22 protein-coding genes are annotated in these 22,129 nt (G+C 37.7%); 7 read left to right on the plus strand and 15 right to left on the minus strand.

The window, feature by feature from the left end; all coding sequences use genetic code 11:
- The 5 genes from ppnN to GQR52_RS07390 all read left to right on the plus strand — a co-directional run bounded on the left by ppnN (nt 1) and on the right by GQR52_RS07390 (nt 5,495).
- Complete coding sequence (ppnN, locus tag GQR52_RS07370) at nt 1-1,344, plus strand: nucleotide 5'-monophosphate nucleosidase PpnN (protein WP_007580678.1); 1,344 nt, start codon at nt 1-3, stop codon at nt 1,342-1,344.
- A gap of 10 nt (nt 1,345-1,354) precedes the next feature.
- Entirely contained in the window at nt 1,355-2,128 is a 774-nt protein-coding gene (gene xni, locus GQR52_RS07375; protein WP_165728001.1) for a flap endonuclease Xni, read from the plus strand.
- A 69-nt stretch (nt 2,129-2,197) separates the two neighbouring features.
- A complete protein-coding gene (locus GQR52_RS07380; protein ID WP_024591078.1) occupies nt 2,198-2,581 on the plus strand; it encodes a DUF3192 domain-containing protein in 384 nt (127 codons plus the stop codon).
- Between the two features lie 11 nt (nt 2,582-2,592).
- A complete protein-coding gene (locus GQR52_RS07385) occupies nt 2,593-4,281 on the plus strand; it encodes a hypothetical protein (protein ID WP_165728002.1) in 1,689 nt (562 codons plus the stop codon).
- A 206-nt stretch (nt 4,282-4,487) separates the two neighbouring features.
- On the plus strand, nt 4,488-5,495 hold the full coding sequence (locus tag GQR52_RS07390) for an isocitrate dehydrogenase (protein ID WP_007580684.1): 1,008 nt from the start codon (nt 4,488-4,490) through the stop codon (nt 5,493-5,495).
- Between the two features lie 57 nt (nt 5,496-5,552).
- On the opposite strand, the gene GQR52_RS07395 is transcribed toward GQR52_RS07390, so the two are convergent.
- Nucleotides 5,553-8,549 carry an immune inhibitor A domain-containing protein gene (locus GQR52_RS07395; RefSeq protein ID WP_165728003.1) on the minus strand — a complete coding sequence of 999 codons (2,997 nt, stop codon included), beginning with the start codon at nt 8,547-8,549 and terminating at the stop codon, nt 5,553-5,555.
- A gap of 489 nt (nt 8,550-9,038) precedes the next feature.
- On the opposite strand from GQR52_RS07395, the gene GQR52_RS07400 reads away from it, so the two are divergent.
- Nucleotides 9,039-10,763, plus strand: coding sequence for an acetolactate synthase 3 large subunit (locus GQR52_RS07400; RefSeq protein WP_165728004.1), 1,725 nt, complete (start codon nt 9,039-9,041; stop codon nt 10,761-10,763).
- On the plus strand, nt 10,763-11,260 hold the full coding sequence (gene ilvN / locus GQR52_RS07405) for an acetolactate synthase small subunit (RefSeq protein WP_007580691.1): 498 nt from the start codon (nt 10,763-10,765) through the stop codon (nt 11,258-11,260). The genes GQR52_RS07400 and ilvN overlap by 1 nt, the downstream gene beginning before the upstream one ends.
- Before the next feature lie 92 nt (nt 11,261-11,352).
- Here ilvN and GQR52_RS07410 read toward each other — a convergent pair whose 3' ends face one another.
- The 14 genes from GQR52_RS07410 to GQR52_RS07475 all read right to left on the minus strand — a co-directional run bounded on the left by GQR52_RS07410 (nt 11,353) and on the right by GQR52_RS07475 (nt 22,126).
- The gene (locus GQR52_RS07410) at nt 11,353-11,628 is read right to left on the minus strand and encodes an HU family DNA-binding protein (RefSeq protein ID WP_002962474.1); all 276 of its coding nucleotides are present in this window, start codon (nt 11,626-11,628) and stop codon (nt 11,353-11,355) included.
- A gap of 210 nt (nt 11,629-11,838) precedes the next feature.
- Nucleotides 11,839-12,378: a DUF3833 domain-containing protein gene (locus GQR52_RS07415; protein WP_024592211.1), complete on the minus strand. Its 540-nt coding sequence runs from the start codon at nt 12,376-12,378 to the stop codon at nt 11,839-11,841.
- A gap of 1 nt (nt 12,379) precedes the next feature.
- The gene (locus GQR52_RS07420) at nt 12,380-12,868 is read right to left on the minus strand and encodes a chalcone isomerase family protein (protein WP_165725497.1); all 489 of its coding nucleotides are present in this window, start codon (nt 12,866-12,868) and stop codon (nt 12,380-12,382) included.
- A 54-nt stretch (nt 12,869-12,922) separates the two neighbouring features.
- Nucleotides 12,923-13,423: a DUF2878 domain-containing protein gene (locus GQR52_RS07425; RefSeq protein ID WP_165728005.1), complete on the minus strand. Its 501-nt coding sequence runs from the start codon at nt 13,421-13,423 to the stop codon at nt 12,923-12,925.
- Nucleotides 13,401-14,663 (minus strand): cyclopropane-fatty-acyl-phospholipid synthase family protein, encoded by a 1,263-nt coding sequence (locus tag GQR52_RS07430; RefSeq protein ID WP_165728006.1) that lies wholly within the window; start codon nt 14,661-14,663, stop codon nt 13,401-13,403. The genes GQR52_RS07425 and GQR52_RS07430 overlap by 23 nt, the downstream gene beginning before the upstream one ends.
- 37 nt (nt 14,664-14,700) lie before the next feature.
- Nucleotides 14,701-15,438: a DUF1365 domain-containing protein gene (locus GQR52_RS07435; RefSeq protein ID WP_010552975.1), complete on the minus strand. Its 738-nt coding sequence runs from the start codon at nt 15,436-15,438 to the stop codon at nt 14,701-14,703.
- Entirely contained in the window at nt 15,431-16,687 is a 1,257-nt protein-coding gene (locus GQR52_RS07440; protein ID WP_165728007.1) for an FAD-dependent oxidoreductase, read from the minus strand. The genes GQR52_RS07435 and GQR52_RS07440 overlap by 8 nt, the downstream gene beginning before the upstream one ends.
- The gene (locus tag GQR52_RS07445) at nt 16,684-17,394 is read right to left on the minus strand and encodes an SDR family NAD(P)-dependent oxidoreductase (protein WP_165728008.1); all 711 of its coding nucleotides are present in this window, start codon (nt 17,392-17,394) and stop codon (nt 16,684-16,686) included. The genes GQR52_RS07440 and GQR52_RS07445 overlap by 4 nt, the downstream gene beginning before the upstream one ends.
- 2 nt (nt 17,395-17,396) lie before the next feature.
- The gene (locus GQR52_RS07450) at nt 17,397-17,825 is read right to left on the minus strand and encodes a nuclear transport factor 2 family protein (RefSeq protein WP_165728009.1); all 429 of its coding nucleotides are present in this window, start codon (nt 17,823-17,825) and stop codon (nt 17,397-17,399) included.
- A 1-nt stretch (nt 17,826) separates the two neighbouring features.
- The gene (phrB, locus tag GQR52_RS07455) at nt 17,827-19,221 is read right to left on the minus strand and encodes a deoxyribodipyrimidine photo-lyase (protein WP_165728010.1); all 1,395 of its coding nucleotides are present in this window, start codon (nt 19,219-19,221) and stop codon (nt 17,827-17,829) included.
- Entirely contained in the window at nt 19,221-20,174 is a 954-nt protein-coding gene (locus GQR52_RS07460) for a DUF523 and DUF1722 domain-containing protein (RefSeq protein WP_165728011.1), read from the minus strand. The genes phrB and GQR52_RS07460 overlap by 1 nt, the downstream gene beginning before the upstream one ends.
- Before the next feature lie 8 nt (nt 20,175-20,182).
- Nucleotides 20,183-20,863, minus strand: coding sequence for a ChrR family anti-sigma-E factor (locus tag GQR52_RS07465; RefSeq protein WP_165728012.1), 681 nt, complete (start codon nt 20,861-20,863; stop codon nt 20,183-20,185).
- Entirely contained in the window at nt 20,856-21,479 is a 624-nt protein-coding gene (locus GQR52_RS07470; protein ID WP_010552978.1) for a sigma-70 family RNA polymerase sigma factor, read from the minus strand. The genes GQR52_RS07465 and GQR52_RS07470 overlap by 8 nt, the downstream gene beginning before the upstream one ends.
- 68 nt (nt 21,480-21,547) lie before the next feature.
- Nucleotides 21,548-22,126: an LON peptidase substrate-binding domain-containing protein gene (locus tag GQR52_RS07475; RefSeq protein WP_165728013.1), complete on the minus strand. Its 579-nt coding sequence runs from the start codon at nt 22,124-22,126 to the stop codon at nt 21,548-21,550.
- Nucleotides 22,127-22,129 lie beyond the last annotated feature (3 nt).

Consider the following 22,129-nt stretch of genomic DNA (forward strand, 5'->3'; position numbering starts at 1 on the left):
ATGTTAATACAGTTAAACCCAACTGGGGTTTTAGATTTACTGTCGCAATTAGAAGTTGATTTATTAGAGCAATCTTCTGCTAGTGAGCGTTATAAGTTATTTAGAAACTGCGTACTAGCAGTGCTTAATGTAGGTAGCCATACCGACGAAAGTAGCGATATATACGACAAATACAAAGATTTTGATATTCGTTTAGTAAGCCGCGAACGAGGCATTAAAATTGAGCTTGAAAACCCACCCGAAACCGCATTTGTTGATGGCGAAATAATTACCGGAATTCACGAGCATATATTTTCTGTTATTCGCGATATTTTGTTTATTTGTCAAAAATACGAAAAAGATTTAAAAGAGCAAAAAGCCATTACTCATATGGTATTCGATATGCTCAGAAATGCCGGTGCTTTGCGTGTTAATAGCGAGCCAAGTATGGTTGTTTGCTGGGGCGGACACTCAATAAACGAAGTTGAATATAAATACACAAAACAAGTGGGTTACGAGCTTGGCTTACGTGGATTAAATATTTGTACTGGTTGTGGCCCTGGTGCCATGAAAGGCCCAATGAAAGGTGCCACTATTGGCCATGCAAAACAGCGCAATACCAATAACCGTTACTTAGGCCTAACAGAGCCAAGCATTATTGCTGCAGAGCCACCAAACCCTATTGTTAACGAATTAGTTATTTTACCTGACATTGAAAAGCGCCTTGAAGCTTTTATAAGAACAGCTCACGCTATTATCATTTTTCCTGGTGGCGCAGGTACTGCTGAAGAATTGCTATATTTATTAGGCATATTACTTCATCCAGATAACACCAAACAATGTTTGCCTGTGATTTTAACTGGCCCTAAAGAAAGTGAAGCGTACTTTAAAGAGCTGTGTGAATTTGTTGAAATGACGCTTGGTAAAGAAGCATTAGATAAGTTTGAAGTTATTATTGATAATCCTGAGTTAGTTGGACAAAAGCTAAGATCGGCTATGGCCAATGTTCGTGATTACCGTAAAAGTGAAGGCGATGCCTACTACTTTAACTGGACGTTAAAAATCGATAACGATTTTCAACAACCTTTTGCACCAACACACGAAAATATGGCAAGTCTTGATTTACATCTTGATCAACCAAAGCAGTTATTAGCGGCTAATTTACGCAGAGCTTTTTCAGGTATTGTAGCTGGAAATGTAAAAGACGAAGGCGTTAAAGCCATTAAGCAAAACGGTCCATACATTTTAAGTGGCGAGCCTGCCCTTATGGAAAATATGGATACGTTATTACAAGCATTTGTTGATCAAGGGCGTATGAAACTCCCTGGCAGCAAATACATTCCGTGTTACAAAATAAAAGCATGAGTTTTATAGTTTGAAACCCCATTTACTTCTTATTGATGCGCTTAATTTAATTAGGCGCATTTACGCCGTTGACGCTAATCAAAAACATCACAGCGATGAACAAATGATACAAACGTGCTGTGCACGTGTAGCTCATGCATGTAAAAAGCTTTTAAATACAAGTAATGCAACCCATGCGATTGCGGTATTTGATGGTGACAAAAGCTGGCGTTATCATTTTTATAAAGACTACAAACACTCCCGTGCCCCAATGCCTCAAGTGCTAAAAGATGCCTTAGAGCACTTTAAAACCGCAATAGAAGAAACCGGTATTGTTGTATTTGAGCCTATTAACGATGAAGCCGATGACATTATTGCAACGCTTGCGTTTAAGGCATCAAATAATCAAATAGCTAATACTGTTGTCTCTACTGATAAAGGCTTTTTACCCTATATAGGCCCCTACATTACAGTTTATGATTACTTTAAAAAACTCTATTTAGATGAGACAAGTATAAAAGAGCGTTTTGGTGTTGAGCAAAATAAGCTCGTTGATTTTTGGGCATTAGCGGGTGATAAAACAAATGATATTCCGGGAGTAAAAGGAATAGGTACTAAGTCTGCGCAGCAAATAGTTAATAACTATCATTCAATTGAGCATGCGGCAGAAGATGAATCTCTAAGCCCGAGTATTAAAGCAAAGTTAGCCGCTAATATGGATATGTACGTAATCTCAAAGCACTTGGTTAGTTTACGCACCGATATAAATTTAGGCTTTAGTTTAAAGCAGTTAAGACTTAATTAGTCGCAAGTTAATAGCCTCTAAACATTACAAAACGTATACTATTATTAGTTACCGGAGTCAGAGTAAACCATATTGAAAAAATTTATCCGATATTTAATCTTAGGTTTAGGGCTATATGCACTGATAGCAGCGTTGGTGATCACCTTTTATAAAGACGATCCTCAGGCTATGATCTGGCAAGACCGAGAAGCTTTTAATAAACGTTATATCGAAAAACTATCACTTGAGCAGCCAACAACACTAAATACTGTGCTTGATTATTTAGGCAGCCCCGACCTTACTTATGCCAAACGAGATGGTGAACAGGTATTTCAGATTGTTTTTTACCGTACACAGCATAAAACATCTGACGGTATAACCACTATGGATGAATGTACTGGGTTATTATTTAAAAATGGGCAGCTATTTTTATGGGGTCCTAGTGCATATAATAAATATCAAGAACAAAATTAGGTGAAGGTTTAATGGATGAAGCTGTTTCAACTACTTTAGAGCAGCTGCTTAATAATACGCAGCTGTTTTTAAGCTATTATAACAATAAACAAAAATGGACAGCCTTATACCCCATGGCAAGTAAGCTAGCTGAGCAATATAGAGTGCTCTATAGTGAACAGCCATTCGCATTACAAGCTCGTTTAACACTTTATAATCCTAATTATTCTTATGCCACCAACTTAGTTGTTAGTCAAAGTGTAATAACCGCTGCACTTTGTAAATCTCAACACTATAACAATGCCCTAAGCGAGCTATACATAGCGGCTTCACTCATTGAGCATTTATGTGTTGGAGCGCAATTAAACAAGCTCTGTGAGCAAACACCTTTTCAAGACTCTGATAAAAACATATGGAAAATGCGTCATCAGTTAGCTGCTAAAGTAATGTTATCCAGTGGCGATTCTGCCAAACCCGTTACGCAATTATTAGCTAAGTTAAGTAAATATAAACAAGCATTGGTAAGTGCTCCTAAAATAATGCTTTACGATGGGGGCATAACACTAATTGCTTTAGCAAATATTATTAGTATGAACATTACTAGTAATACGGCTAATAAACACATGAGTTTATTTAAAGCACTTACTGACTTGTATATTCGCACACCAAATTTGTTTGCACTGCAGCTAATCAAATCACTTATAGCCCATTTGGGGCCACTATTACCGGGAAGCCGCGTTTTTTATGCCGAGCAAACCATGATTTATTTAGCGACTGATGCGCAGCAAAAACATATTTTAATTAGTAACACTAATCCAAATAAATTAGCTTGGTTTAGCGTTAAAGCAACCCTTAACGACAACCCAAAACAATGGCATTGCGCTGATAAAACCATTAGCTTCAAAGTGTTTAACAGTGAACATGTTAAGTCAAAAAGTGTGGTTGGCGTTGATAAAGCACAGTCTTTACTTGAACTAATAAGTAATATTAAGTCACAGCACGAATATAGCTATAAAGGGCTAAGCCAGCTAATGGCGGCTCACCCTCAGGTAGTTGCTAATTTATGTGAGGCAGTAAAACCTTATAATAAGGAGCATCAGGCCGCTAAAGACTTAAAGCATAGTTTATCGATGGTCGGTTATTATAATGCACCTGCGATAATTCAAAGAGTTGTTTTTGAGCAATTAGTTAATGTTACCCCACACCCTCTGCAAGCCTACGTTACTAACAGATTAAATGGTTTAGTGAAAATAATGGCCTTATTAGTCAGTAAAAATAAACACGACCAGTTTGAACACATTACATTACCTTTATATGCTTATGCTCATTTTTTATTAACGCAATGCAGTACACAGCTTTCTCGTAAAACGCTGATTGACGACACACCAAATAAAACATTGAGTGCCCCTATTTGCTCATTTTTTGGAGTAGATTCAATTAATAACGAGCAACTAACGCAACAGCTTACTCATTTATTAAGTGACAACCCATGGACAACGGCACTTTTAGAAGCAGAGCAAACACCTAAAAAACACTTAACTGATTCTCATAAACTCTGGATCACACTTAAAATTGTTGCCCAGAGTGTTTTTAAACCAGAACTCGCGCTAACAGCGTGGCAACTGCAAACATTAAACGAACAACTGAAAATACTAAATTGGCAAAACCCAACTGATTTTAATCAAAAATTAGAATCTCTCGCGTTATTTAATAGTATTTAATTTATGGAAACCTATTTAACGTCTTTATACCCATTATAACTTTGGTGTATACCCAGTATTTCTTGTATAAACTAGCAAAATGGGTGATAAGTTGATATAAATGCGCCCTTAAATTTTCAAGCACGTTCACATAAATGATCTAACAAGCGATTACCCTCTCAGGGTAATAATTTATGTGCAAATCAAACTCTTTAAAGGAAAAGTCAATGGCCAAACAAACCATCACAGTGATCAAAGGCGACGGCATCGGTCCGAGCATTATCGACTCAGCACTTGAAATATTAAAAGCCGCAGGTTGCGACTTTGATTATGAATTTGTTGATGCTGGCCTAGCTGCACTTGAAAAAACAGGTGAGTTACTTCCACAAGACACGGTTGATACAATAGCTAGAAACAAAATCACTCTTAAAGGCCCATTAACAACGCCTGTAGGTGAAGGTTTTACGTCTATTAACGTAACACTTCGTAAGCAATTTGGTTTATACGCTAACGTACGCCCTGTTAAATCATTTGTTGGCACTAAAGCGCGTTACGACGATATTGATATCATTACTATTCGTGAAAATACGCAAGGTATGTACTCAGGTGCAGGCCAAATAGTAAGTGAAGACGGTAATGAAGCAGAAGCAAAATCGATAATTACGCGTGAAGGCGCAGAAAAAATCGTAACTTTTGCATATGAGCTAGCGGTACGTGAAGGTCGTAAAAAAGTAACTGCTGTTCATAAAGCTAACATTTTAAAATCAACATCTGGTTTGTTTTTAAAAGTAGCACGTGAAGTAGCTGAGCGTTACCCACAAATTGAATCAAATGAAATGATTGTTGATGCAACGTGTATGAAACTGGTAATGACACCTGAAGAGTTTGACGTAATTGTTACGACTAACTTATTTGGTGATATTTTATCTGACCTTTGTGCTGGTTTAGTTGGCGGTTTAGGTATGGCTCCAGGTGCTAACATTGGTGAAGACGCTGCAATTTTTGAAGCTGTACACGGTAGTGCACCAGATATTGCTGGCAAAAACCTAGCTAACCCAACATCTGTAATTTTAGCGTCTATCCAAATGCTTGAGCATTTAGATATGGGCGATACAGCAGAGCGTATTCGTAGTGCTGTTGCTGATGTAATTAAATCAGGCGACCGTACAACTCGCGATTTAGGCGGCAGCCACGGTACAACTGATTTCACTCAATCAGTAATTGACCGTTTATAATTAATATTTGTTATTAATTTAAATAGCCCGCTAATTTAGCGGGCTTTTTTTTATTTGCTAGCTGCGCTTTATCCTAGGTAAGCATAAAAGTAATAACACTAATAAACCTGCCAATGATCCGCCACTTGAACCCGAACTACTTTGTTGCTTTTGCACTGTAAGAGATAACTCTTTAGTAAAAGTATCATTTGTTTGAGTATCAGTAACATTCAACGTTACACTAAATGCACCGCCAGTCTGATAAGTATGCCTTGGGTTTTGTAAGTTTGATACCGCACTGCCATCACCAAAATCCCAACTGTAAGTATAACTATTAAAGCCGCCAGTTACTTGCGCATTAAATTGAGCGCTTAAATCATTTACTGTAACGTTTGCGTCTATGCTAAGCGGAACAGTTGCCGTTACATCAACCGCTTTAGTTTGCTCCGTGCCTTCGTTATCTGTCACTGTAAGCGTTACTTGGTAATCACCAGAGTATAAATAATTATAAGTGAGCGATTGCGTCGTTAAAGTACTTCCATCCCCTAGCTGCCAATTATAGGTATACGGTGCGACTCCACCTGTAAACGAAGCTTGAGCTGTTAATATTCCTTGGTTTATTTCATATTCAATTTCATTTACAGATAATGGCTCAACTAATGTAACTTGAGCTATAGCTACTTGCTGTGAAGTATCATTACTTGCCATAAACTCAACGCTATAGGTGCCATAGTCTTGATATTCATGAGTAGGCGTTAACTCTGTGCTTGAGCTACCATCGTCAAAACTCCACGTGAATTTATCCGCAGGCGTGAGTGCAAAACCTTCTACATTAAAATTAACGATTAAACCTGTTTTGGTAAAATTAATACCTTTAGTAACATCGTAATTAAGCTCTACTTCTATATCTTCACTATCAGCTGACTGGCTTATAATATTAAACCCAAAGCCAACCTGTGGGAGGGCAACGCCCGATGACTGTTGCGCTGAAAAGCTATAGTCGGTTTTATCAGTAAACTCTGTAATAGCAGATAAATCATCATCACCTAATCCAGCTCGCTGTGGATATAAACTAAAAGCAGCATCACGAATTTGAATTGCTGAAGCAGCCGGAGTTTGCGTACTGCCTTTATTTATCGAGCGCTGATCAGCATCTACCACTAATGCAAAACCACTACCTGGATGCTCTGTCGTGTTGTTATCTGCTTGAGATTCATTGCTATACCACAATAATAATCCCGGTGAGTACTGCTCTGCTTGCAAACTACTGTCAACGCCTGTGTATGAACGCAATTGTAAATAGTAATGTGATGGCGATGCATATGTGTAACTACCTATTTTTTCAAAGCCATTAAACTCGGTGTTAATTTGATCTTGTGCATTATTTTGCCAAATTAAAGTATCACTTTGCACAATACGCATATCATCCACAACAAAACCATAATAATGTGTGTTCGCATCTGTTATGTATTCAATTTTTAGATCAATGATTTGCCCAGCATAAGCTGATAAATCAAACTTATGAGTTAAATAGCCGTTAGGTTGCTTAGCATCACTATTAAAAAATGAATCACCTGATATATACGGACCAATGTCACCATAGTATGGGTTAATTGCTTGCGTATAATTACTAGCAATAGGCTCCCCATTTACTTTTACCTGTACTAAATCATAGTCGCGCTCAATACTGTAATAAGCAATAAAGCTTAAAGTAAGTGCCTCAGTTGTGTTTGGTAGCGTTACTGTATTAACTAAGCTGTTACTAACATTGTCGCCCGTATTTGAATAGTATTGAAAATCGCCTTCTACTGGCGTTTTAAATTTTTCGAGTCGAGATGGCAGTGTTATTTTTATTTGGCTTTGTAGTTGTGAAGTACTCGCAGTATTAATTAATGTTTGCTGTGCGTTAGCATCTATCTCATCCATATCAAGCGTGAGCTGATTAACCCAATTACCCTGGTATCGATTTTGTAAATATTCAAGCGCATAAGGGCTAAACATAACAGGCTCTGAGCCTCGTGGAGAACCTGCCCAACTTCCTGTCGACATAACTGACCAAGACGCGACAGGCTCACCTACCGTGTTAGATTGTAAGTCGTATTCATCTAATAATCCCAAGTCATGCCCAAACTCATGTACCACCACGCCAATCCCAGCATCAATTGGATTAATTGTATAACCAAAGAGCTTTATATTGCTGCCTGCAATCTCGCTCGGCCCGCTACTTTCATCAAATACATAGTAGCGGTGCGACCAAATAGCGTCGGTGCTTAGGTAGCCACCACCCGCTTCCTCGCCAATACTTGAATGAAAAATCATTACATGGTCAATAATGCCATTGGGTTCGTTAATAATTCCATCGCCATCAATATCATCTAAATCGGTTAAATCATAATCGGCTAAATTAATATTAAATTGTGCAACGGCTTTTTCTACCGCTTCTTTGACTAAAGCGGGCGCATTTTTATCACGCGTACTGCCTTGGCGTTCACCATATGTTTTTGCATTACTATCAGCGGTTACCCAGCCATATACTTGCCCGTTAAAGTTTAAGCTATTACCAGACGCTGCTTTATAATAATCTGCAGCCGTTGATAAGCTTTGTCCATCAGGGCCCGCATAACCTTGAGTATTAAAAAGCATTTGCTGATAGTGTTCAGTTGAATAATCAGCGTAAAACATGTCGGTGTCTTGCTGTACAAGTCGATCATCGTCATGTTTGAGGTCAGGAAAATCAATTAAGATAGCTAACACTTTTACATCATTAACGCTTTGATCAGGCACTAGCGACGTTGAAAAAGCGGCTTGTTTTTTATTTGTGTTTGAAAAATCCGTAGAGGAAGATTTAAATCGCCTAAAGCCATTTTTAATTGAGTGATTGGCAACTTCTTTGTTACTCATATATGACTTAAATGAACTATCTAACTCACTAGAGGATATTTGGTCTCTTTTTTTAAGCCAATATAAAATACGTTCTTCGTTAGTTATACCAACATCATGCGGGCTTAAATTATTAGCCGCTACTATAGGGCTTAATAGCGTAGTTAAAAGCGCAATTAACGTCACTTTTTTCACTGTGTTTTCCTCAAACATAATTATGTAGTAATCATACCTAATAATAGAAATTTAAACATGCGATAAAAACATATAGTTAACATGTGCAATAAAAGTTAATGGTCTTTCACACTCTTTTATAACTAAAATCAAACACACAACCTAAAACGCATAATTTCTGCTAGTTAACTCAGTTAAATACAGTATTTCTGCAGATTTAAATTAAGAAAAGCTACAAAACGAATTTAAAATGCAAAAAACCACTTTCAAGGTTGACATAAGGGTTCAAAACCCTTAAAAATAAACCTATACAGAATTTTTAATTTAAAAGCAGTGTTTTGCTAAGTAGAGTAAAAACTATGAACACACAAATTAACCTTTTAGTCGTACTCGTACTGGTCTTAGTTATAAGCCCAGCGGGGATGTATTAAAAGGTGATACTGCTTTTTAAAAACCCTCGCACTACGCGGGGGTTTTTTTATGCATAAAAAAGCGCACAGAGGAATGAGGATGAGCAAACAAGAATATAATGGCTCTGAACTAGTAGTTCAGGCATTAAAAGAGTTAAAGGTAAAATACATATTTGGCTACCCCGGTGGTTCGGTTTTAGACTTATATGATGCACTTTTTCAGCAAGATGATATTGAACATATATTAGTTCGTCATGAACAAGCTGCAACGCATATGGCTGATGGCTATGCTCGTGCTACAGGCGAAGTTGGTGTTGTACTTGCAACCTCAGGCCCAGGCGCTACAAACTGCATAACAGGCATTGCAACTGCTTATATGGATTCAATTCCTATGGTTGTATTGTCAGGCCAAGTTCCTACAAGTTTAATTGGTGACGATGCATTCCAAGAAACTGATATTGTTGGCTGTTCTCGTCCTGTAGTTAAACATAGCTTTAACTGTAGAAGCGCTAAAGAAATTCCTACTATCTTAGCTAAAGCTTTTTATATTGCGAGTACAGGTCGCCCAGGCCCTGTTGTGGTTGAGCTTCCTAAAGATATGCTTAACCCTGCAATTAAGTTTGCATACGATTTCCCTAAAACAACAGAACTAAGAACATACAGCCCTAATACTAAAGGGCACTCAAAACAAATTCGTAAAGCCGTTACCACTATTTTAGAAGCCAAAAAACTGGTTATTTACTCTGGCGGCGGTATTGTTATTTCAAATACATCAGAGCAATTAACGCATTTAGTTGAATCGTTAAATGCACCTATTACAAATACTTTAATGGGGCTGGGTGGTATATCAGGTGTACATCCAAACTTTGTAGGTATGCTAGGCATGCACGGTACGCTTGAGGCTAACAAAGCAATGGCAAACGCCGATGTGATTTTAGCGCTTGGTGCTCGTTTTGATGATCGAGTAACTAATAACGTTAAAAAGTTTTGTCCAAATGCCACAATTGTACATGTAGATGTAGATCCAACTTCTATTTCTAAAACAATTAAAGCGCACATACCAGTTGTAGGTTGCTTAGCTACAGTACTAGAACAACTACAAGCTGGCATTGATAAAAGCCCTATTAAAATTGATCGCAGCGCACAAGAAGATTGGTGGCGCCAAATTATCAGCTGGCGTGAACAAAAATGTTTAAGCTACAACACAGATGGCGACAAAATTAAGCCACAAGCCGTAATTGAAGCTGTTTATAAAGCCACTAATGGCGATGCTTACGTAAGTTCTGACGTTGGTCAGCACCAAATGTTTGCAGCGCAATATTACCCATTTAAGCATCCTCGTCAGTGGATAAATTCAGGCGGCCTAGGCACTATGGGCTTTGGCTTACCTGCTGCTATGGGCGTAAAATTAGCCTTTCCTGATAAAGAATCTGTATGTATTACGGGTGATGGCTCTATTCAAATGAATATTCAAGAGCTATCTACCTGCTTGCAGTACAACCTAGCTGTAAAAGTTGTATCACTCAATAACCGCTCTTTAGGTATGGTACGCCAATGGCAAGATATGGTTTACGGCGGTCGTCATTCATCATCTTACATGGACTCACTGCCTGATTTTGTTAAGTTAGTTGAAAGCTACGGGCATGTAGGCATACAAGTAAACACACTTGATGAGTTACAACCTGCTATCGATAAAGCTATGAGCATAAACGATCGTTTAGTCTTTTTAGATATTCTTGTAGACGAGAAAGAACATGTATACCCAATGCAAATCAAGTTAGGTGGCATTGATGAGATGTGGTTACGTAAAGGAGTAAAAGCATAATGCGTCGTATTTTATCTATTCTATTGGAAAACGAACCAGGTGCACTGTCGCGTATTGTTGGGCTTTTTTCACAGCGCGCATATAACATCGACAGCCTAACTGTAGGCACTACAGACGATCAGTCATTGTCGCGTATTACTATTACCACTATGGGTGATGACAGAGTCGTTGAGCAAATTACTAAACAAGTTAACAAATTAGTCGACGTGCTTAAAATTATCGATTTAACAGAAATGAGTCACATTGAGCGAGAGTTATTGCTTGTTAAGGTATTTGCTCAAGACGAGACGACTCGTGCAGCGGTTACCCGCGTAGTTGATGTGTTCCAGGGTGTTATTTTAGATATGGGCCGGCAAAGCTATAGCCTGCAACTAGTGAGCAGTACAGACAAAATAGAATCGTTTTTAGACACACTTCGCCATGAAACCGATATTATTGAAGTTGTACGTTCTGGTGCTGTTGGCATTGGCCGAGGCGATAAAGCCTTAAAAGCATAAATTTATAATATAAAGGCATCAATTGATGTCTTTATTAAACATAAAAAAAAAGAGCTAAATAGCTCTTTTTTTATTTTAATTCGTTAAACCTATTAAGGGTTTACTTGGTCTTTAAGACCTTTACCTGCTTTAAAGCTTGGGATAGTTGCCGCTGCGATTTGGATCTCAGCACCCGTTTGTGGGTTACGGCCAGTGCGAGCTGCACGTTCTTTTACTGAGAAAGTACCAAAACCAACTAATGCTACTGAATCACCTTCTTTTAAAGAAGAAGTTACAGCACCTGTAAACGCGTCAAGAGCACGAGTAGCAGCGGCTTTAGAGATTTCTGCATCAGTAGCAATTTTTTCAACTAATTGAGCTTTATTCATTGTTAGATTCCTATTCGTTATTATTTTGCCTTCGCAAAACCTATCTTTATGCATTTTTAAAGAGTTAGCAACAGCAAATTGCATTTTTTGCTTAAATTCTTAAAAAATGAGTAAAATTTAAATAATTCTCGGTAGAATACAGCGTGTTGGGTTAACAAAGACTTAATTTGAGTACAATTTTGGCGCAAGTTAAGCAACTGGGTAAATAAGCTATATTTTTTCGATAACTAAGGTCACTTCCCCGACCTCGACTCCAAACTTAACAATAGATGTGCGGTTTATCAAGCGCGATTGTGTAACCAGGTACATCCAATCGTCAAAATTCACTTCTAAAGTACTGCCATCGTATGGAAGCTCTACATCATAATTCCAATGAAATACGCTGCCGTCACTTTTGCCTTTTGCTGTACCTATAACATCAGCTGCTGTCCCCGTTAAACTATTGTCTTCATTTAACGTTATTTTCCAGATTCGCTTTTGGGTTTCGCCATCATCATAAATAAAGTCTTCTTCAATAACGCCCTGGTTACCGTCCCAAGTCGCATTCATATCTACGACAAGCTTTCGGGTCAATTCGCCTTTAAAGTCTTGTACAACACCATAGGCTTTCAAATTTCCGCTAAAAAACGTTTTAAAGTCGAAATTTGGCGATGTATTTTTATAATGTTCAACATTTGGTGCCGAACAGCTAATTAAAAGTAGAGCCGAGAGGCTCATAACAGCTGCTTTTAACGTGTTTAATATGTTCATATTAATTCCCTAATAATTGCTTTCGTAGTTTTGGCTCAGAGGTTTTTTCATCAAGCCAAATAGCTAAAAAGTCACTCGAAAATTGAGGTTCATCAATTTCACCCATTTTTTCATCATTATGATAAAAAGTGCTCATACCTTGCTCATTTGTCACCAATGTTAGTGAGTCACCCTTTTTTATATCAGGCCAAATAGACAACAATTTACGGTCGTATTTATCTGCCAGCCCTGCTTTTCCAAGATGTTGCCACTGCTCATTTGTTGCTTTTACTATTTCTTTAGCGTCAAAGTCACGTAAATAGGTAAGCTTAAACTTAACAGGATGTGTTCCTGCGCTGTAATTACCTGAAGGGGTAAATAGCACAGCGTCATATACATCCCAAAATAAATACTCCATTCGTGCTTCGCCTACTTTATTAAATTGTGTGTTAGCTAAAACAATTGAAGTGGTAAGCAAATAAAAAGTAACTGCCTTTAGTAAAAATTTCAAAATAAGCTCCCTTTGAATAACTGGGTAATGTTACGAAATAGAAATTGTGGAAGATCAGCGATTGATGAATAACTTGATTTTTTGGTTTATAAAAAGAATAACAGTAAACACTGTAGACCAAAGCGCCCCGTAAACAAGCCAAAATTGCCATAAAGGTAATTCTAGGCTTATTACTTCAAAGCGCGCTCCAGCCCAATAACTTGCTGGTGCAAATGCCATACATACCAAAAAGGCCTGCCAAAGCTTTAATTTACTCAAAAAAACCATAGAGGTATTCAAAGAAAGTAATAATGCAGCCCATAAAAAGACGAGCCATAGAGGGAAGGGATAAACTTTAAATTCTAACAAGCCTAACTTTACCGCTATAAATTCTAACAATAGTGCTAAAGGTAGGGCTTTAATTAACAGTAAAGAGTCTTGTTTTTTCTGCTTTGACAAACAAAACATTAAAACAATAATCAAGCCACTAAAAAGTAGCGAATTGGCTTCAAGCAGCAGTGATAAAAACCACACTGCTTGAAATAAAACAAAATTAGTAACCGAGCGCAATATCATCGTTATCACTAGTAAAACGAGGTTTACGCGCCATTAAATGTACTGTACTTGTTGCTCTGGCTCTAAACGCACCTTCACAATAAGCAAAATAAAATAACCATAAACGATAAAAGCGTTCATCAAATTTAGAGCGGTCTAAATCAGGCCAGCTTTTTATAAAACGAGTTCGCCAATCTGCTAATGTTCGTGCGTAGTGAGCGCCAATATCATTAACAGTATGGATAACCATATCGGTATTATTTTTAATCTGCTCACTCATTTCGTTAAGCGATGGCAAACATCCGCCCGGAAAAATATACTGCTGAATAAAGTCAGAGTTTTTTAAGTAGTGCTTATAACGCTGATCGCCAATAGTAATTGCTTGTATAAGCATGGCGCCGTCGTCTTTTAAAAGCTCACCACACTGAGTGAAAAAGCTCGGCAAATAATCATGACCAACCGCTTCTATCATCTCGATAGAAACAAGCTTGTCGTATTTACCTTTTAGTAGCCTGTAATCGAGCTTGAGTAATGTTATTTTACTTTCAAGACCAAGTTCAACAATCTTGTTAGCTACATAATCATGTTGCTCATCAGATATGGTTGTTGTTGTTACATGGCAATCGTAATGTGTGGCTGCATATATAGCAAATGCCCCCCACCCTGTACCAATTTCAATTACTGAATCATTTTTTTGAAGCTCAACTTGCTCACAAATGCGTTTAAGCTTGTATTGCTGAGCCTCTTCAAGTGTGGCTTCTTTTGTAGGATATACAGCACTTGAATAAAGCATTTCTTTACTTAAAAATGATTCATACAAATCGTTACCTAAGTCGTAATGAGCAACAATATTTTTCTTAGATCCCGATTCTGAATTTTTGTTTTTTATGTGATTAAACCGGTGTGCAATATTACTAAAAAATGCGAATTTTTTTTCAAACTCATCAAGTTGCTTTTCATTTATAGCAAATATCTCGATGAATGAAGTTAAGTTGTCACAAGACCAATGTCCCAAAATATACGCTTCGCCAGCGCCAACGCTTCCAGATAACGCAAACGCTTTATACATAGCTTTATCATTAACTGTTACTGTTGCTTTTAGTGCTGACGATGCATCACCAAAAACTGTACGTTCATTTGCGTCAATTAAAATTATTTGACCTGTTTTAATTGACGCGAAAGCCTTAGTCACTAATTTTTTATATATATTAGTTAACCAACTCGTACTTTGCTCGCAATTTAAGCTCGACACTTTATCCATTAAAATACCTATTAATTGTCCTGACTATCGATGTGCTTTATGGCTTACCTGAGTGACCTAAAAAAGGCACTCGCTTTATAAACAACTTTAACGCTTGATAATAAATACCTTTGAAAATAGACCATGTCATGGCCGGAAAACGTTTAAACAACTTATTAATCTCTTCGTTAGTGAGTTCTTTACGTTTCAAGCGAAGTGTTGCATCAAATAATAACTCTTCATTTCGCTTATTTTCAATGTGTATCAATGTTTTATCAGGCGATTGTTTAACATGCCAATGATAGTTCATATCCAGATTCATAAAAGGTGATACGGAAAAAACCTTCTTAAAGTTCACTTTTTTTTCTAAAGGGACTAAATAATAATGACGTTCGTTCCATGGTGTATTACTCACTTCAGCTATCATGTACTTAAAACGGGTGTCGTTGTGGCCAAAAAAGTAAAAATTAACAGGGCTAAAATACACACCAAAACAACGAAACTGCCCTAACATGTAAATATGAGAAAAGGTTTCAGTAATACCTAAATTGGCAAGTTGATCATGCGCACGCTCAATAAGAGGTCGTTTCGCAAGTTCTGAGGTATCTTTAAGATAATCAGCTTCATTAAATTTTAACGCTTTTAAGCCTGATGTACCTATGTGCTTATGCACACCATTTAGTTGTTGAGGATTATTTAAATCTACCCACATCATATACAAAGGGTAACTAAAACGATGTTCTTTAACAGCAAAACGGCGATGTTTTACATCGCCTAAATACACTGCACTAGTCAAATTCGACCCCAAGTTGCTTGGCTACATCTACACCACTGTGTACGCCATCTTCATGGAAACCATTGTACCAATAAGCACCACAAAAATAACTATTGTTTTGTCCATCAATACTGTGTTTAAGCTTTTGAGCAGCAATTGACTCTTGGTTAAATACAGGGTGATGATAAGTAAACTCGCGCAAAATTTTACTCTGGTTTATTCCTTCAAGATGATTAAGCGTTACACAAAACTGTGTATCCGATTGTATACCTTGCAAAATATTCATTTGGTAAGTAACAACAGCTGCTTTATCAGTGTTGTTATTAAGTAGGTAGTTCCAACTTGCCCATGCCGCTTTTCTATCTGGTAAAAGATTTGTATCGGTGTGCAGCACAACTGAATTCTCAGTGTAAGCTATTGCACCCAATACTGACTTTTCTTGCTCAGTTGCATCACCAAGAAGTGCAAGCGCCTGATCTGAATGACAAGCAAATATTACTTTATCAAACTTACTTTGCTCACCATTGGCAAACTCTATTGTTACTTCATCATTTTGACGCGTAACAGATTTAATATCTGTATTAAGTTTAATTTTATCAGCAAAACCTCTGATCAGTGGCTTAATATACTGACGAGAGCCACCTGGTACTACATACCACTGTGGTCTGTTTGTTACATCTAAAAGGCCATGATTAAAAAAGAACTTAACAAAAAATTCAACGCCTACATTTTCCATTTCTTTAATACTGGTAGACCAAATAGCCGCGCCCATTGGAAGAATGTAATGGTATTTAAAAAAGTCATTAAAGTGATTGTCAATTAAAAGTTGCCCTAATGATTGGTCTACTTGGTAATCATCTTTTTCGTGCAAAGCTTTACATAGCTTGTTAAACCTAACAATGTCGTACAATAAACGCCAAAACTTAGGTCTAAAAATATTGCGACGCTGTGCAAATAAACTTGTAAACGTATGGCCGTTATATTCAAAACCAGTAGCTTCGTTATGAACACTAAAGCTCATTTGTGTTTCTTGTTTGTCTACGCCGATTCGTGAAAGTAACTTTTCGAAATAAGGGTAAGTTCTGTTGTTAAACACAATAAAACCGGTGTCTATTGCGTATTTTATACCACATACATCAACATCAACAGTTGCTGTATGACCACCAATATAATCATTTTTTTCAAATACGGTTACATCGTAATGTTTGTGAAGCAAATGCCCACATGTTAAACCAGATACACCAGTTCCTATTATTGCTATTTTTTTCAACGGGCTAATCCTTTTGCGATTTTAAGCCAAATCGGGAGCGGCAAAATGCGCAGTGCTTTTAATATAAGTGTAAAACGATACGGAAAGTGAACGTCTTTACGCCGTTTATGTATTCCTTTAATCATGTAGTCAGCCGCTTTTTGTGCGGTAACTGCCATCGGCATTGGAAAATCATTTTTATTAGTAAGCGGAGTTTTCACAAAACCAGGATGAACTAAAGTCACATCAACATCATTTAAATCAACAGCTAAGCTTTTAGCTAAATAGCTAACGCCAGCCTTTGAGGCTCCATAAGCTTCTGAGCGAGGTAGCGCAAGATAGGTAACACTTGAGCTGACCAAAACAAGCTGACCACCTGAATTTATTTTAGGAAGTAGCGCCTCAAGGCAATACCCCATAGAGAGTAAATTTACGTTTATTACACGTTCAAACAATGCACTATCAAAATTTCGCGCGTCATCTATATATTCACAGTTACCCGCGTTTAAAATAACACGGTCAAAATGAGGAAAGCCAATAGTAGACTCTTTAATGTCTTGTAGATTAGTTGCATCAAATTTGCATGCTTGAATATTGTCGTATTTAGCAAGCTCAGCGAGCTTTTCACTATTACGACCACAGGCAATAACCGTATCTCCCAACTGCGCATATTTAATTGCTAGCTGCTCACCAATACCTGAAGTAGCTCCCGTTATAAGTGTGATCATAATTAACCTGCCCTTTTATCAATTAGCTTTATAACACTACCAAGTAAAGGAATATGCTTATATAACAACTCGCCTACATTAAAGTAATCTCGGTGTTTGATAATTTTGCCATTTTCAAAAATAAGCTTACTATGACCTTCCACTGATATGGTTTTACCTGATGAAAGTTTTGGATGTGCGTAGTGCATAGTCCAATAGATGAAAGCGTTATTGCCGCTATTAAACGAATCACTAATATCAAACTGGCAATGTTTAACGTTACTGTACAAGTTAGCAAAGTATCTGCGTAATTCCACAATGCCATTAATTTCATGCATGGGGTCTATAAACTGTATGTTGTCACAGTAAATATCACTTAATAAATCAAGATTTGTACTATCAAGCTGTTGGTATATTTCAACAAACTTATCTACTGGTAACGGGTTATCCATATCACACCTTAAATGCAGCAAGTGCACGTTCTCGTGCCGCTTTATGATCAACTATTGCTGGCCAGTAACATTCTTTATCTTTACCTATTGTGGCTAAATAAGTGTGAGGAAAATGAATGTGTTTATCTGGCACGTTTTCAAGCTCTGGTAAATACTTACGGATAAACTTGCCTGTTGGATCAAAGCGCTCGCTTTGCCTGATAGGATTAAACACTCTAAAATAAGGCTGAGCATCACACCCCGTACTAGCTGCCCACTGCCAACCACCGTTATTTGAAGCTAAATCGCCATCAATTAAGTGCTGCATAAAAAAGCGCTCACCTTCACGCCAATCTATTAATAAATGCTTGGTTAAAAAGCTCGCAACAACCATGCGCAAACGGTTATGCATCCAACCGGTTTGCTTTAGTTGTAGCATTGCAGCATCCACTAACGGGTAACCTGTACGCCCTTCGCACCATGCTTTAAATTCACTTTCGTTTTTACGCCACACTACCGCGTTATACTTTTCGTTAAAGTTATCGCCGCGCGAAAGCTTAGGAAACTCAGCAATTAAGTGTCTGTAAAACTCACGCCATATCAGCTCGTTAATCCACGTAAAGGTTTTACTTTTCGACGTAGTTAAAATATCTGGATAACGCTGTTGAATATTAATAAGTAGCTGCTTAGTACCTACAATACCCAATGCTAAATAAGGGCTTAAACCCGATGTACCCTTTATGCTAGGAATATCACGCTGATCGTCGTAGCTTGTTAGCTTATCGCATATAAAGTTATCGACCACGGTTGCTAGTGTTTCATCGTCAACCGGCCACTTATCAGAGCTTCCATCACTTTTTAGTAAGTCACTTTCATCAAACTTTATTGGCTCAGAAGCTAAAGGCCATTGTGGCAAACTAAAGTGTGTATCTTGGTACTGCTTTAACCACGCTCGCTTAAACGGAGTAAACACTTTGTACATTTCATTACTTTGGTTTTTAACCGTGCCAACAGGTGCAATTAAATCGCCTTCGTACAAGGTAAAAGTAATAGAAAGCTCATCGCATTCATGCAAAATTGCCTTATCGCGATTTACTTCATTAAGCTCGTATTCTGCATTAGCTATTACATGTTTTACATCGTTTAACTTACAAAAATTAATAAGTTCACGCTCACAATCGCAAAAGCTTGGCGCTTCAATAATGTGTAAAGTAATACCGACATCAGCAAGCTGTGATTGAAGGTAAGCAACTCGGCGCTTGAGTAGGTCAATCTGAATAGGCGCAGCTTGATGTTGTTGCCACTGTTTTTCAGACACAAAAAAAATGGCGTGTTTAGCGCCATTATTAAGCGCTTGAATTAACGCCTCGTTAGAAAAAAGGCGCAAATCGCGCCTAAACCAAAATAATGTATCCATTAAATACCAAATCGTAATTTTAAATCGTGAGGATAAGGGTTAAAAAACACTTGTTTTTCAAGGTACTCATTTGGGTGAACCTTCAAATGATGTTTTAACAAGGTAAGTGGTACATATAATGGCACCAACCCTTCGCGATATTCATCTATTGCATCACGAAGTTCTTGTTTTTCAACCTTCGATAAAAATGTTTTAAAGTAACCTTGTAAATGCATCAGCGTGTTGCAGTTATTTCTTCGAGAAGCTGGCTTTTTAAGACCTGTCATCAAACCTAAAATATATTCATCAGCAACTGCGCTTATATCGTCACCTACATATGTTCCTAGTAGGTTACCTAAGTCGCGATAAGCTTGGTAATTATGAGCCATTAACAAGTACTTATACTGAGAATGAAATTGAGTAAGCTTGTGAACCGACAGCGGCTCTTGTACTAGCTTTTGCCAATTTTTAAAAACGTAAATTCTCATCACAAAGTTTTCACGTAAGTGCATGTCGTTTAAACGTCCATTTTCTTCACATGGCAACAATGGGTTATGCTTCATTATTTGCTCAGCAAAAAAACCAACACCTTCTGAGGTATTGCCTGTACCAGCTTCGTTGTATATTTTAATGCGCTCCATGCCACAGCTCGGGCTTTTAGCACAAAATACGAATCCGCTTAGTTCTTTAGCTTGTTCAGTTGCAATTTTTTTACCATATTCGGTAAGTTGTTGCCCTACTTCGCCGCTACCATCTGGGCGACATACTTTAATAGTATCGCCTACTTTAACTTGACGAATAGTTGGACGAGGTATCGGTAAACCTACTGCTACCTCCGGACAAAAACGTGTATATTCAACGTGTTTGCCTAATTCATCCATGCAAAAATTAGACTTTTTATGTCCTGTGTCAAATCTGACTTTTTCGCCTGCTAAGCAGGCGCTTATACCTATTTTTATTATATCTGTTTGCATATGTTCTCTTAGTAAATCAAATTACCGATTGGATTTAGTAACTTGCTGAAGCCCTTATTAAAATGTAGCGCACTACTGACAACTGTAAAGCATAAACATCCATCTTTCGTTAAAGGTGTATGTTGATGACTACCATCTTGCCAAATAAAGTCGCCTGGTACGTAATTACCATCTTCATCACTAAACTCACCGTCTAGTAGTAAAGTAACTTCAAATCCGGTATGTGTATGCTCAGGAATTTCACCACCAGCATCAATATGCAATAAGCTTGAACGCAGCGCGCCATCATCTAATGCAACACGAGAACGCGCTAGCTTACCAACTTGTGTAAATTTGCTATGAGAAATACGTGTTAAAGCACGCGGCAGCTGATAATTGTGTTCGTTAATACTTACAGACACAGGCTCAACTTCATAAACCTCATCGATAGAATCATCAGACATGATCATATCAAGTACGTTTAATTCAAATTCTTCAAGTAATTCAGATTGCTCAGTTTGAGGTTTCTCAAATTTGGCTGGCTCTTCACTAAATAATGCGTCCGCATTACTTGCTTCAATTTTGGCTACTTTAGCTTGGCACACAGGGCACATATCTACATGTATAGATACGGCTAAACTTAGTGATGTAGCAAGTGATGCATCGCAATACTGTGTCAGTAAAGTTTCACTCGGGTGATGTTTAATCATGCTGATCTCCCATTTCATTACGTAATTTTTGCAAGGCCAAACGTAATCGTGATTTTACCGTGCCTACTGGAATATTAAGTTGATGCGCAAGTTGCTCTTGCGACATGTCTTGAAAATAAACGCCTCTTACCACTTCGCGTTGAGCAATAGGTAATTTATCGAGGTAGCGTTTAATTTGCTTATCTTCTAAATGATCACTGTATTCGTGATGTGTATCTTGTGAGTCGTTTAATAACGGCCAAATGTCTTCGCTTATATTTTCTTCTTTATTACTTTTCATTTTACGAAGCATATCGAATGAAGCGTTACGCATAACGGTATAAACCCACGTAGTCGCCGCACCTTTTTCACTGTGATACAAATGTGCTTTACGCCAAACTGACGTTAGTGTCTCTTGCACAAGCTCCATAGCTTGCGCTTCAACACCAAACTGCTTAATTCCAAAGCGTTTAATTTTTGGCGCAAAGTATTCAAATAAATAGGAAAATGCTTTTTTATCGCGTGATTGCGCAACATCTATAAGCGCTTGCATGAGCTCTTTACTCGGCGTTTCTGGCATGGCAGTGTACTTACCTGTATTAGGTTCACAACGTGGTGACTGTTGTTGACTTACCATAATAATTTATCCCGTTATTGCTTTTGTATTAAGTAATACGGGCAATAATTAATTTAGGATCATAAAATTTAGGCAAATTCGTTATTAATCACAGTATGGAGGAAACTCAGCAAGTTATCAAAGTTCGTTTCAAACGCAAGTTGCTGTTTTTTCTCAATTGATATAGGTAGGAGCTCAAGCCAACGTGCTGCAATCCAAGGCAACTTGTCAAAATGAGTTTTTTTGTACAATAAATTAAGCTCTGAATTACCTGCAAATACGTTTTTAAGCGCGTAGTGTAATAGGTAATGATCGCCAATGTCGTTGTTAGAATCCTTATACCAATAAGGCGTATTGCAAGGCGACACTAAGCCATGACGTAGTTCGTCTTCGTCTTGGTAAACATCGTTTATTTGCACATTTTGCGAGGCAAATACATCAATTAATAGTACGTCGTTATCGTCTTGGTCAAAATCGATAATATCGACAAGGCAACCTTGCGCACTTATATTAAATGGCGTGTCGTGCTCAAATGTACAAAGCACAAACCCTGAATTATTTTTTAATGCGGTTTTAACCATATTTAAATAACGAGGCTCAAATATGCGTAATCGCGTAAAACCTTCAGGTAACATAAAAATGGGTAATGGAAAAATCGCACGTTTCATAAA

The sequence above is a fragment of the Pseudoalteromonas sp. 31A1 genome (genome assembly GCF_011378815.1).
In the GTDB taxonomy this organism is placed as follows: domain Bacteria; phylum Pseudomonadota; class Gammaproteobacteria; order Enterobacterales; family Alteromonadaceae; genus Pseudoalteromonas; species Pseudoalteromonas arctica.

Coding starts and splice junctions, on each gene's coding strand:
- GQR52_RS07475 (WP_165728013.1), bottom strand. CDS start 22,126: ATGAAACGTGCGATTTTTCCATTACCCATTTTTATGTTACCTGAAGGT.
- GQR52_RS07390 (WP_007580684.1), top strand. CDS start 4,488: ATGGCCAAACAAACCATCACAGTGATCAAAGGCGACGGCATCGGTCCG.
- GQR52_RS07425 (WP_165728005.1), bottom strand. CDS start 13,423: ATGATATTGCGCTCGGTTACTAATTTTGTTTTATTTCAAGCAGTGTGG.
- GQR52_RS07470 (WP_010552978.1), bottom strand. CDS start 21,479: ATGGTAAGTCAACAACAGTCACCACGTTGTGAACCTAATACAGGTAAG.
- GQR52_RS07445 (WP_165728008.1), bottom strand. CDS start 17,394: ATGATCACACTTATAACGGGAGCTACTTCAGGTATTGGTGAGCAGCTA.
- GQR52_RS07400 (WP_165728004.1), top strand. CDS start 9,039: ATGAGCAAACAAGAATATAATGGCTCTGAACTAGTAGTTCAGGCATTA.
- ilvN (WP_007580691.1), top strand. CDS start 10,763: ATGCGTCGTATTTTATCTATTCTATTGGAAAACGAACCAGGTGCACTG.
- GQR52_RS07450 (WP_165728009.1), bottom strand. CDS start 17,825: ATGGATAACCCGTTACCAGTAGATAAGTTTGTTGAAATATACCAACAG.
- GQR52_RS07430 (WP_165728006.1), bottom strand. CDS start 14,663: ATGGATAAAGTGTCGAGCTTAAATTGCGAGCAAAGTACGAGTTGGTTA.
- GQR52_RS07410 (WP_002962474.1), bottom strand. CDS start 11,628: ATGAATAAAGCTCAATTAGTTGAAAAAATTGCTACTGATGCAGAAATC.
- ppnN (WP_007580678.1), top strand. CDS start 1: ATGTTAATACAGTTAAACCCAACTGGGGTTTTAGATTTACTGTCGCAA.
- GQR52_RS07460 (WP_165728011.1), bottom strand. CDS start 20,174: ATGCAAACAGATATAATAAAAATAGGTATAAGCGCCTGCTTAGCAGGC.
- GQR52_RS07385 (WP_165728002.1), top strand. CDS start 2,593: ATGGATGAAGCTGTTTCAACTACTTTAGAGCAGCTGCTTAATAATACG.
- GQR52_RS07415 (WP_024592211.1), bottom strand. CDS start 12,378: ATGAACATATTAAACACGTTAAAAGCAGCTGTTATGAGCCTCTCGGCT.
- GQR52_RS07465 (WP_165728012.1), bottom strand. CDS start 20,863: ATGATTAAACATCACCCGAGTGAAACTTTACTGACACAGTATTGCGAT.
- phrB (WP_165728010.1), bottom strand. CDS start 19,221: ATGGATACATTATTTTGGTTTAGGCGCGATTTGCGCCTTTTTTCTAAC.